7 protein-coding genes and 2 pseudogenes are annotated in these 13154 nt (G+C 27.2%); all 9 read left to right on the top strand.

Translation table 11 applies throughout. The annotated features are described in order from the left end of the window. Positions 1-16: 16 nt before the first annotated feature. The 9 genes and pseudogenes from NJU99_RS08500 (at position 17) to NJU99_RS08465 (ending at position 13153) form a co-directional block, all read left to right on the top strand. A complete protein-coding gene (locus NJU99_RS08500; protein ID WP_254575488.1) occupies positions 17-1255 on the top strand; it encodes a ComEC/Rec2 family competence protein in 1239 nt (412 codons plus the stop codon). Positions 1256-1288: 33 nt separating this feature from the next. Beyond that, on the top strand, positions 1289-2413 hold the full coding sequence (locus tag NJU99_RS08495) for a metallophosphoesterase family protein (RefSeq protein WP_254575487.1): 1125 nt from the start codon (positions 1289-1291) through the stop codon (positions 2411-2413). Continuing rightward, a complete protein-coding gene (locus NJU99_RS08490; protein ID WP_254575486.1) occupies positions 2400-4769 on the top strand; it encodes an AAA family ATPase in 2370 nt (789 codons plus the stop codon). Before NJU99_RS08495 ends, NJU99_RS08490 begins: the two co-directional genes overlap by 14 nt. 48 nt (positions 4770-4817) lie before the next feature. Beyond that, positions 4818-5426, top strand: a pseudogene (locus NJU99_RS14960) (hypothetical protein); the annotation flags it as partial. Between the two features lie 228 nt (positions 5427-5654). Beyond that, positions 5655-6290 (top strand): annotated as a pseudogene (locus NJU99_RS08485) (HD-GYP domain-containing protein); the annotation flags it as partial. A gap of 89 nt (positions 6291-6379) precedes the next feature. Then, positions 6380-7783, top strand: coding sequence for a Wadjet anti-phage system protein JetA family protein (locus tag NJU99_RS08480; protein ID WP_254575485.1), 1404 nt, complete (start codon positions 6380-6382; stop codon positions 7781-7783). Beyond that, a complete protein-coding gene (locus tag NJU99_RS08475) occupies positions 7773-8447 on the top strand; it encodes a DUF4194 domain-containing protein (protein WP_254575484.1) in 675 nt (224 codons plus the stop codon). Before NJU99_RS08480 ends, NJU99_RS08475 begins: the two co-directional genes overlap by 11 nt. Next, complete coding sequence (locus NJU99_RS08470; protein ID WP_254575483.1) at positions 8440-12018, top strand: ATP-binding protein; 3579 nt, start codon at positions 8440-8442, stop codon at positions 12016-12018. The genes NJU99_RS08475 and NJU99_RS08470 overlap by 8 nt, the downstream gene beginning before the upstream one ends. Continuing rightward, positions 12008-13153 (top strand): Wadjet anti-phage system protein JetD domain-containing protein, encoded by a 1146-nt coding sequence (locus NJU99_RS08465; RefSeq protein WP_254575482.1) that lies wholly within the window; start codon positions 12008-12010, stop codon positions 13151-13153. The genes NJU99_RS08470 and NJU99_RS08465 overlap by 11 nt, the downstream gene beginning before the upstream one ends. Position 13154: the final 1 nt, after the last annotated feature.

Here is a 13154-nt window from a genome sequence, read left to right as displayed (position 1 = left end):
TTGTATAATAATATTTATGATTATAAATATCTTAAATAAACACTATAATTATATAGTATTGACAACTTTTGTACTATTGGTTTTTTTCATAAATCTTTCAATAGAGTATTCAAAATACCAAGAGCTAATTGATGAAGAGATTTATGAAACAAAAGTTGAAGTACAAAATATTTATGAAAAAGAAAAATATGATGTACTAAAATTGAAAAATGCAAATTTTACAATTTTTACAAATTTTGACAAAAATACACAAGTTTCAAAGTATGATATTTTAAATTTGGCAATTATCACTATAAATATAACTTTTATAGAGTATTTAAAAGGCTTTTATGTAAAAAGTGTTTATTTTGATAAGTTAGAAAAACAAGAGAGTTTTTCCTCAAGACTTGTAAACTATAGTGCTTCACAACATCATAACGAAATGATAACTGAGCTCTTTTCTGCTTTGTTTTTTGCAAAGCCAATTTCAAAAGAGTTAAGGGAAGTTTGTACTAACTACGGTATTAGTCATCTTATCGCCCTAAGTGGTTTTCATCTTGCTGTTCTTAGTTTCATAATCTATGGTATTGTTTACTACCCTTATGCTTTTTTTCATCTAAGATATTTCCCTTATAGGAATAAAAGGTTTGATATTTTACTTATTACTTTAGCTTTACTTTTTTCTTACCTCATCTTTACAGGTTTTGTGGCTTCATTGACAAGGGCATTTGTGATGATGGCTTTAGGTATTTATCTTCTAAGGTGTAATATAAAGCTTTTTTCTTTTACTACTTTGTTTGTAGTCTTAGCATTTGTACTTGCACTATTTCCAAAGTATATATTTTCACTTTCTTTATGGTTTTCTATTTTTGGAGTTTTTTATATCTTTTTGTATATACAGTACTTTAAAGACATAAAAAATAAATTTTTACATTTACTTCTTTTTAACTTTTGGATTTATTTGGCTATGAATCCTTTGGTTCATTACTTTTTTCCTTTGACTACTTATGAACAAATGCTTTCACCTTTTCTTACTATGGCTTTTACTTTATTTTATCCTTTAGAGCTTTTTGCTCATATATTTTCTTTTGGTGGCTTTTTAGATGAGTATATTTTGATGTTTTTATCTTATGAGTTTAAAACCTTTGATAAGATCATATACCTATGGTTTTTAGTATTATTTATGGTCTTTTCTTTTTACGCTATTTTTAATAAAAAGGCTTTTTATTTTTTAAATATTTTATTATTTGCTTTTACTGTGTATTTATATATCTAAGATATAATTTTACAAATCAAAAAAAGGCAAGCTTTGAAAATAGTTCATTTCTCAGATACTCACTTAGGTTACAATGACTTAGATATACTAGACCAAAACAATGTAAACCAAAGGGAAGCAGATTTTTATGATGCATTTACACAAGTAGTAGAGCAGATAAAAGAAATAAAACCTGACTATATAATTCATACAGGAGATTTATTTCATAGAGCAAGTCCTAGTAATAGAGCTATTACTTTTGCTTTAGAAAAGATAAGAGAAATAAGCTCTTTGGATATACCTTTTGTTTTAATAGCAGGAAATCACTCAACACCTAGAACAAATCTAAGCAGTCCTATTTTAAAGATATTTGAAAACTATAAAAATATCTATGTATCATATAATCAAAAGTATAAAAAAATAGAGTTTGATGATATTGTATTTCACACCTTACCTCATATGAACGATGAAACAATAGCCCAAGACCAAATAGAACTATGTGAGCAAAACATAGATGAAAATAGAAAAAACATCATGATGTTGCATTGTAGTGTTGGAGCTTGGTATCTTATGCAAGAGTTTGGGGAGTGGGTATATCCAAGTTCAAAAGAGTATATCTTTGAAAAGATGGATTATGTAGCCCTTGGTCACTGGCATGGTTTTGGAAATGTTGGAAAACATGAAAATGTATATTATAGTGGAAGTACAGAGCGAACCAGTCTAAATGACAAAAGAAATTCAAAAGGTTTTGTAGTAGTTACTTTAGAAGATAAGCTTGAAGTAGAGTACAAAGAAATAAGTATAAGACCTATAATCTCAAAACAAATAGATTGTACAAACTATGAGCAAAGTATAGAAGAACTTGATACAAGCAATATAAAAGATGCCATAGTAGAAGTAGTACTAAAAGACTTAAGTGCAATGCAATCAATAGATATATCAAATAAAGAAATAAAAGAGCTATTTAATGAAGCTATGAGTGTTACTATAAAAAGAGAGTTTAAAAAAGATACTAACACCCAAGACTTAGAAGAGATAGAAGCTATAAGTCTTGAAGACTTTTTTATAGAGCATATCAAAGAAGATAGTTTAGATGAGATAGAGGGTGATAGACTTAAACTAAAAGTAAAAGAGTTGTTTTCTAAGTATGAAGAAGAGGTAAGTGATGATATTAACTAAACTAAAACTAGAAAATTTTAAAAGATATGAGCAGTTTACCTTAGAGTTTAACCAAGGTTTAGTTGGAATCATAGGAAAAAATGGTAGTGGAAAATCAACTATTTTTGAAGCTATTTTCTTTGCTTTATATGGGGAGCTTAAAACAAAAGGTTATAAAGAAGTAGTAAGAAACGCAAACGCAACTTCAAAAGACCCAGTTGTAGTTGAGTTAGAGTTTGAGTATGAGGGCGTGGATTATAGTGTAAGAAGAGAGTTTAGAGGAAAGACCTTAAGTGCTAATGCTAAGTTTTTTAAAGCTGATGAGCTTGTAACCACAGGAGCAAAAGAAGTTACAACTTCTATCGTAAATCTAATCAAAATGAGTAAAGATGCTTTTTTACATACACTATTTGCTTCACAAAAAGAGCTTGCAAGTTTGAGTAGTCTAAAAAATGAAGATAGAAAAAAGATGATTAGAAAGCTTCTTGGTTTAGAAAAAATAGACTTTATCGAAAAAGAACTCATTGAAAAAAGCCGAGAGTTAAAAAGAGAAATAACTGCTTTTGCAGAGTTTTTAATGCCACAAGATGAAATAGAACAAAAGAAAAAACAAAAAGAAGAGTATGAGCTTTTAGATAAAGAGTTAAAACAAAAACAAGATACAAAAATAAAACAGCTTGATGAAACTACTTTAAAAAGCCTTTATATTAAAAAATCTTTAGATTTATTACAACAAACAAAAGATAAGAAACAAGATTTATTTTCAAAATGTGAGCTTTTAAAATCTACTATAAACTCACATCTTCAAAACAGCGATAAACTAAAGCAAGAGTTAGAAAGCTTAGATTTAAAACAAAAAGAGTTAAAAGGCTTAGAATCTGTAAAACATGAGTATACACAATTACATGAGGCTATTAAAAAACAAGAAGAGTTAAAACAAGCAGATATTAAAAAACAGTCTTTACTACAAGAGCAAGAGAATTTAAGAGAACACTATAAAAAATCAAGGGATACTATTTCAAGATTAGAGTTTGAAACATCAGCTTATACACAAGCAGTTGAAAAACAAAAAAGTATGCAAGAGACTTTAGAACAGTTGTCTCAAAGCATAAAGAAAAACCAATTAGATATAAATAAACTAAGCTCACAAATAGCAGGGGAACAGAAGCTAATAGAAGACATAAATAAAAAGATTGAAAATATTCAGCTACTAGGAAAAGACTCAGCATGTCCTACTTGTACTAGACCTTTACTTGAAGAGTATGATTTAGTTTTAAACTCACTAGAGCAGATAGTAAATAAAACTGAAAAAGAGAAAATAGATACTTTAAAAGAGCAAAAAGAGCTACTAGAAGTAGAGTTAAAAAAACTTGATGAAACATATAAGAGTTTAAGTGATGAAAACTTAGAACTTTCAAAAAACATAAATCTTATGGAAAATCAAAAAAGAGACCTACTAAAAGAAAAAGAGTATTTTGAAAAAGTAAAAGAGCAGGGCTTAAAAAATAAAACTGAACTAGAAAAGTTAGAGAATATAAACTATGTATTACAAGAGCATGAAGAACTACTTGAAAAACAAAAGCATTTAAAGCAAAAATATGAGTATGTACTAAGTTTAGAGGCTATGCTAAAAAGAGTCGATAGCGTAAAAGAAGATTTAGAAAAGACAAATGAAAACATAAAAAAATATGAGCTTGAATACAATGAAAAAGAGTTAGAGTATAAAAGTGTAGCCTATGATACAAAACAGCATGAAGAGAAGAAAAAAGAGTATGAGCAAATATTAAAAACAAAAGATGAAATTTCAAATGAACTAAATGATATAAAAGTTCAAGTAGCCACTATGCAAGGACAGATAAAAAATATAAATCAAGCTCTATCTAACAATGATAAGCAGTTGGAAAAATTAGGAAGTAAACAAGATGATTTAAAAGATTATGACAAAATTAAAATTAGCCTAGCTAGTTTTAAAACAAAACTAAATGCAAAAGTAGCCCCTCGAATTTCTGATATTGCTTCAACTATGTATTCACAAATTACAAAAGGAAAATATCAACATATAGAAGTATCAAATGATTTTGATTTTTATATTTATGATGAAGGAAAAAAATATCCTATTGAGAGGTTTAGTGGTGGTGAGGTTGATTTAGCAAACTTGGTTCTAAGAATAGCTATTTCAAAAACCTTGACTGAACTAAGTGGAAATAATTCAGTTGGGTTTTTAGCTTTTGATGAGGTCTTTGGAAGTCAAGATGAAAATAGAAGAATAGAAATACTAGAAGCTTTCCACACTATAAAAGAACAATATAGACAAATCTTTTTAATCTCCCATGAAATAGAAATAAAAGAGATGTTTGAGAATATTATTGAATTGTAAAGAAAATCTTTGAAAATACACAGCTTATAAACAAAATTTTATTATAATTTGTTTATATTTTATTTACAAAGGCATTTTTTGACAGCTCAAAAACTTAATATTCAAGATTTATTGGATAAAAATACAAGAATAATTTTATATTTATTTTCTTTGACATCATTAGCTTTTTTACAAACATTTTGTACTAATGTTTGTCCATTTATAGATGGCTTACAACCGGAAAAGCTATTTAGAAATCTTTTTATTATTTTTCTTTTGCATATAGTTTATAGAGAGTTTTTATACTATAAGTTTAAAGATGCTAGGAAAAATATATCTTTACCAAGACAAGCTTATTATTTAAGTATTATTTCTTGGGTTTTAGCAGGTATTACAGCTTTTACCTTGCACAATATACTTTATCCTGACTTTCCTATGTCAAGTCATTTAAAGATTTTATCTAGTTATATTACTTTAGGAGCTGCTATTTTAGCCCAGTTGGAATATATAATCTTTGAGAAAAGATATAAAAAAATATGTAAAGATATAGAATATACAATCTTTAATGAAAAATTATCACAAAGAATAATTGAAACATTTTTGATTTTTACAATTGCTCCTATTTTAACACTTTTATTAGTTGTAAGAAGATTTAATTTAGATGGTGTAGTAGATAATCATGTAACTTTAGAGGTTTTTTATATAGGTGTACTTATGTTAGTGTCTTCAATAATCTTAGCCATAGTGTTTGGAAGGGTTTTGAAAGAAGATACAAATACTATAATCTCAAATATAAAATCAGTACAAGAAGGCTCTTTTTCAAATACAGTCCTAATAAATAGACCAGATGAGTTAGGAAAAATTTCATATGCAATAAAAGATATGTCTACTTCAATTAAAGATGGAATAAATGAAATTGAGTCTTTAAATGATGAGATTACAAATACCCAAAGAGAAGTTATATATACTATGGGTGAAATAGCAGAGACTAGAAGTAAAGAAACAGGAAATCACGTAAAAAGAGTAGCTGAATACTCAAAGATTCTTGCTTTAAAATATGGTTTAAGCAGCCAAGAAACGGAGCTTTTAAAGCTAGCATCACCTATGCATGATATAGGAAAAGTTGGTATTCCTGATAGTATTTTAAATAAACCTGGAAAATTAACATTTGATGAATTTGAGATAATGAAAACCCATGCACAATTGGGTTATGATATGTTAAAACATTCAACTAAACCTATTTTAAAAGCAGCTTCTATTGTTGCACACTATCATCATGAAAAATATGATGGAAGTGGTTATCCAAGAGGATTAAAGGGTGAAGATATTCATATTTATGGAAGAATTACAGCAATTGCTGATGTATTTGATGCCTTAGGAAGTGATAGGGTTTATAAAAAAGCTTGGGACGATGAGCGAATATTTGAGCTTTTCAGGGAGCAAAAAGGTAAACACTTTGATCCAAAATTAATAGATATTTTCTTTGATAATTTAGATGAGATTTATAAAATAAGAGATACTTTTAAAGATATTCAGAACTAAAAAAAAGGCTTTAATTAAGCCTTTTTTATCTTTAACTTTTATTCAATATAATTACTATATAATAATATATAAATTGTATAAAGGTTTTTATGCTTACAACCCAAAATAATCCAGATTTTTTTAATGTTCTAACAGGTGCAAACGCTCATATAGTTGAGTCTTCAATAATAAGGCTTTACTCTTCTTTATATGGGAATGATTTTATTGTAGATGAAGTAATAGGTCGAAAAAAAGCAAGAGATATTATATACTCAGTTCTTCAAGAAAACCCATGGCAAAATGATAATAGTGATACAAACTTTGATAATGAAAAAGATAAAGCCTCTTATATTTTAAGAAGACTAAAAGATTGTGGTTGGATTGATTTTATTATGGATAGAGCCTTATTAATCAAAACTTTTAACTTCACTAAAAATGGTAAAAAATTTGCACAAACTTTATATGCTGCAAGTGATGAAGAGAATATTTCAACAAGACAAAGAAATGTAAGAGCTACAAAGGCTTCTTTAGAGTCTTATAAAAAGTCAGATGATCCCGCTGATTTAATAGATGCTATAAATTTCTCAAAATATATTGTTTCAGATTTAACAGATAACATAAATGATGTTAGAGAAGAGAAAAACCTTCTTATGAAACTTGCTATGGAAGATGTAAAAGTAGCAGGTGGAAAGTTTATAGATTTTGTAAAAGATAAATTTGCTTCTGATATTGCTGTTAAGTTTGGTAAGGATTCAGCAAATAGATATATCTTAGATATTGAAGATATTGTAAGAGATTTAAGTATTGAAGGTTTAGATAAGAGACAAAAAAAACTATTGGCTCATTTTCCTATGTATAAAAACAATCCAAATGCTTTAAAAAATATCTTAGATGCTATTGATTTCAGGCTTAAAAATGCCTGCGATACTAAATTGCCTTTATTAAAAAGGGAAGTCTCTTCTTATGTTCAAAGAGGAACAGTGATCTTTAGGCAAACAAACTCTTTATTTTTTAATAAAAATAAAGAAATAAGTGAAGTTGCTAAGATTATAAAAACTAAAAATAAAGAAGAAAAAGAGAAACTTTTAGAAGATATAGGAAAAGCAGTAAAATTCCCAAATCTAAAAATCTTAAATCTATCAAATGTGAAAATTAGAAGAAAAGCTAAAAAAAATGAAATAGTGAGTTTTCTTTCACCTGAACTTACAATGCCAAAAGAAGCTTATGTAAAAAGTACCTTTGAACAACAAAAGCATTTGGCTTTTTCATTTTCTCAAAAAGAGATAGATGAGTTTTTAAATAAACATTTTGAAGAAGCAGATAAAACAAAAATATCAAATAATGCCTTTGAAATAAATAGTGTAAAAGACTTGCTTATCTCTTTATATGCAAGTGACATAATCAAACATGATAATGAGAAGTTTGAAGTAAGATATACAAAAAATAGAAGTAAAAATATATATTTTGAGACAGATGAATATATAATCACAAAAAAGGAAAATAGTGGCAAGTAGTATTTATAATGAATTTGTAGAGCTTGTAAATGAGGCAGGGCTTGATTTGGAAGATTTTCAAGATATTACATCATATCTTTTAGAAAATGGCGTAATCTGTAGGGAAGACTCTCAAAAAGAAGAAAAGTATTATGATAATTTTTTAAGACTTGAAAGTATTATCAAAGACTATTTGAATCTTATAAATATAAATGTAGTACATGATGAAGATTTATTATCAATACGACTTTATGCTCCTGGTTCTGATTTTCCCCAGTCTTATTTGGATGATGATATAAAATCTAATATGTCAATGTCTTTAAGTAGTGAAGAGAGTGCTTATTTAATAGCCTTAGCAATTTTATATAATCAAAAGTTCAATGAAGGTCAAATAGAAGATGATGCAAGTGTTGAAGTGGAACTTGAAGAGTTTAACACAGCACTAGCTTCATATCTTTCATATAGTGCAAATGAAAATAAGTCTGTAAGGGATGAGGCTTTACGAACTTTAAGAAGACTAAAGGTTTTAAATTATGCTAAAGGTGTTTTTGAAAGTGAAGATGCTCCATTAATCATAAGACCATATATTAAACAAGTAATTTTACCTGATATGCTAAAGCCATTTTTAGAAAAAGATGAAGTAAATACAACTGAACACAAGGATATTTCAAATGAAAATGAGTAAATTAATCCTTGCGAACTGGTCAAATATTCCAAATAGAGAGTATGATTTATCTGATTTAGTTTTTTTAACAGGTGAAACAGGTGTTGGTAAAAGTACTATGCTTGATGCAATTCAAACTTTGATGACAGCTTCAAAAAATGGAATTGTAAAATACAATGCAGGGCAAGATGAAGCTCAAAACAAAAAAAGAAATAAAGAGTATAGAACACTTCAAGGTTATTTTGCAGGTGAAGATAGATTTAAATTCTCAAGACCAACTGGATGTAGAAGTACTATTGCATTGACTTTTCAAAACTCACCTAAAGAAGAAGAGGCTTGTTTTTCTGCTTTGATTACTGGAAGTGTAGATTTTGAAGAGTCAAAGGGTGAGAAAAAACCAAAACTTGATAGTTTGAAGTTTTATATTATTAGAAATACCCAGCTTGTTAAAGAAGACTTTTCAAATGAAAAAGGGCAGTTATTAAATCATGCAGAATTATATAAAAGCCTTTGTAATAAATATGACAAAGATAATGTTATTCATTGTACAGACAAGCTTGACTACTTAAACTCTTTATATGGTACTTTATGGGGAAGATTAAAAACTATATCATCACGATCTACAAAAGCCGCTAAGGCATTTGCTAATTTTATTCATGCAAGACCAGTTGAAAATATCAACAGCTTTGTAAGAAATGAGTTTTTAGCTTCAAAAAACATGAAAGAAGAAGTAAACTCTTTATCAAATACTATTCGATCTTTGGATAAGTTAAAAAAAGACGCAAGAGAAATCGAAGATTCAATTGAAATTTTAAATAAGTTAGACTCAAAACTTTATGCTTTGATTAAAAAATGGCAAGTTCTAGGAGAAGAGCATTTTACCTTTTGTCATTATGATGTTTTAAAACAGAAAAATAAAATAATACAAGATGAAAAAAAGTATGAAAAACTTGAAAAGCAAATAAAAAAATCCCAAAGAGCCTTAAATAAACTAGATGAAGAACAAAAAAGTTTAGATGAAAAACTTATAGATTTAAATATCTCAAAACAAAGTAACGATAAGGTAAAAGAACTTGAATCTATAGAGTTTAAACTAGATGAATCACGAAAAAATTTCAATACAGCTTTTTCAAATAGTATGAGACTTGTTGGAAAAATTGAGAGTATCTCAAATGATGTAAATATGGTTTTTAAAAACCCAGAACAGTTTGAAGAGCTTTGTATTTTATTATCTGAGTTTAAAGTACTTTTAGAAGAGTTTGTAAATAACTCTTTTAATACATATTTTATAAATAGTAATATTGATACATCTGATATAGACTATCAAATAACAAACTTTAGACTTATGCTTGAAAAATTAGAAGATAGTTATAGTAGTTTAGTTGATTCTTTTGAGTTTAATGAGCAAAAAGAAAACTTAGAAGATGAGTATAAAAAGCTTATCGTAAAAAACAATGACTTAGATGAAAAAGTAGCTACTTTAAAAAGTGAAATAAAAACTCTTGAAGAGACTCAATACTACTGCCCACAGCATATTCAAAATTCAGTTGAAAATCTAAGAAAACTACTCCCAAAAGCAAATGTTCATTTACTTTATGAATTTATTGAACTAAAAGATGAATCTTGGAGAGAGGCTATTGAAGGATATATATCAAATAATAGATTTGCAGTAATTGTATCAAGCCAATATGAAAGTCAAGCTATTGAAGTAGTAAAACAACATGATTTAAAGCTAAAGATTATTCAAGGTAAGAAAGTTTTAGAAGAGCTGTCTTTTAGAGGAAAAGCTGTACATGAAGACTCTATAATTAATCTACTTGAAGTTTCAGATGAAAAGGCTTTGGCTTACTTGATTTGTACATATTCAGAAGTTTTACAAGTAAATGACTCATCTGTTTTACCTATGATAAAAAGAGGAATTACAAAAGATTGTAAAGCAGCTAGTTCTAACTTGCTTTTTACTTGTAAGTTAAAAGACCAAAGATTTATTTTTGGGCAAGAAGCTCAAAGAAGAACTCTTATGAAAATGAAAGATGAATTAGAACTTTTAGAAAAAGACTCAGATTCCATCACAAGTAATATTGATATTTTAAATAAAGTAAAAAGAGTTTTATCCACATTAAAAAGCGAAAATAAACTTGTAAATATTGAAGATATTTCAAATATTTCTTACAATCATAAAATTTATCATGAAACAAAAGAGTTAAAAGCTTTAATAGATACTTCTGATTATGATCAAATCATAAAACAAATCCAAGAATGTAATAAAAGAAAAGAGAGCATAAAATACGAAACAACTGCTTTAAATCAAGAAGTAGGAGCAGATACTAGGTCTTTAAATGAAAAAACAAGAGTAGAACAAACAAACCAAAAAGATTTAGAAGATAAAATCAAAAAACTAGAAGCCTCAAGATATATGTTCCAAATAATTTACAATAAATTAGTAGTTGAAACTAATATAGGTTTTGAAAACTATGAAAAAAATATCTTAGATAGAATTGATATAAAAAAGGATTATAGTTTATCGGAAAATATTTTTGAGAGCCTAAAAAACCTACATCATAATTTTGATAGCTATTTTACAAGTCAAAATCTACTTGGGAAAGTAGCTTTACCTAAGCCTTTGACTTTTGAAGAGCTTGTTTTATGTGAAGAGCACTTTAATGAATTGCTTACCTTTAGAAAAGATTTACTTGAAAAAATCGATGTTAAAAACAACTCTTTAACTTTTAAATATAAAAAAGATATTGAAAGTGCAGATAAGCAGTTTAAAAATATTTTCTTAAATGACTTTTGTAATGCCATTTATACAAATATTAGACAAGGTGAGGGTGCTATTGATAGGTTAAATGAAACCCTAAGAAAGCATAAGTTTGGAAATGAAACATATAAAATTAGAAGATTTCCTGCTGATGAAGAGTTAAAACAGTATGAAGAGTACTTTAAAGCAATTCATGAAACAAAAACAAATTTAGATGAAAACTCACTTTTTGAGGCTTTAGATAAGCAAGGTTTTGAACATATCTCAAAAGCCCTTTTAGATAAGTTTATGGATAATGAAAAGCATATAAATGAGCTTATTAGAATATCTGATTATAGAAACTATAACAACTATGATATTTATCAAGAAATAGATGGAAATAGTATCTCTTTAAGTCGAAATGGTAAAAACTCAGGTGGTCAGGGTGAAACTTCATACTATATAATAAGATCAATAAACCTACAATCAGCCCTAAAACCTCTTGAAGCTGCTATTAGTTCTTTAGAATCAATTATTATTGATGAGAGTTTTTTAAAGTCAAATGAAAAAAGATCAAAAGAGATTTTAAGCTATTTAAATGAGAGTTTAGGTTTTCAAGTAATATGTGCCATGCCTACAAAAAATGTAGGAACTTTTTATGAAATTGAGTCTACTAACTATCACTTTGTTCATCATCCAGGAAAGTCAAACCCTTTAAGTGAACTTGATTATACAACATATGCAGAGTTTAAAATAAGAAATAATTCAATGGTGAAAAAACTATTTGAGAAAGAAGAAAAAGACTTATTTGAAATAGCAAAACAAAAAGCAGAAAAAGTATATGAACAATAATCTTCAAAAAGCTTTTGAAAATCCTCATTTATCAAAAATACTAAATGAAGTCTTAGATAAGTTTGATAAACAAGCAAAAAGAGCAAATAAAATCTCTTTTGCTCTAAATGATAAAAACTTCTTAGCCTTATATTTTCCAAGTGAATTTAATGAAGATATTGATTTAGAGTTTGATATAAAAGTTTTATTAGATAATGATATTTTTGAACTAAAAAATGCTACTAAAAAAGATGAATTTACACCTTTAGTTGAAAAAAGAAATGCCAAGCTTATTTTCAACAATGAAAAAGAGGATTTACTAAGAGAAGTTTACAAAAGACCAAAACTAAAATCTCAAAAACAATCATGGAGTGAAGAGTTAAAAAACTATTTTGAAGAAAATAGTAGATTATTTGAGGTTTTAGAGAAATCACCATTTTTTATAGAAGGAAAAACAAATAAAGAAGTTTTAGAAAAACTAAAAGTTTGGGTAGAAACTAGTAATAAATCAAAACTTATAAGACATGAATCAGCCAAATGTTTTTGGGGTATGTCAAAATTATTTGATAATAAAACAGACTTTTGTGAATATTTTGATTTAAGAGAAAAACCAGTACTTCTTCATGTTTTTGGAAAAAGTGCTAGTGCTTCAAAAATACTTTTTATAGAAAACTTAGAGACTTTTACTACTTGTATAGAAAGCAAAAATAAAATCTTTGATGAGTATATTTTGATAAATGCCCATGGATATAAAGCAACTGCTAAAAGACTAAGAGTAAAAGATGGCTCAAAACTCTTTTTTAATAATGAGTGTAAACTAAATCAAAAAACAAAAGAGACTTTTATCTCTTGGTTTTATAGTAATCAAAACGATAAAGAACTTTATTTTTGGGGTGATTTAGATTTTGAGGGTATTTCAATACTTGAAAAACTTCAAAGAAATTTCGTCTTTTTAAAAGCTTTTGTTCCTGCATATGATTTGATGATAAAAGAAGTTCTAAAAGGAAATGCACACTTTCTTGAAGATGCAAAAAAGCAAAATCAAAAGTTGACTTTAAGTACATCCTGTAATTATTGTAATGAGTTTTTGATTCCATTTTTAAAAGAAAAAAAACTCTTTTTAGATCAAGAGTTTATAAATGTAGATAATATATAAA

It is taken from the genome of Arcobacter roscoffensis (genome assembly GCF_024267655.1).
Lineage (GTDB): Bacteria > Campylobacterota > Campylobacteria > Campylobacterales > Arcobacteraceae > Arcobacter_B > Arcobacter_B roscoffensis.
This window is presented reverse-complemented; position numbering and strand designations above follow the sequence as displayed.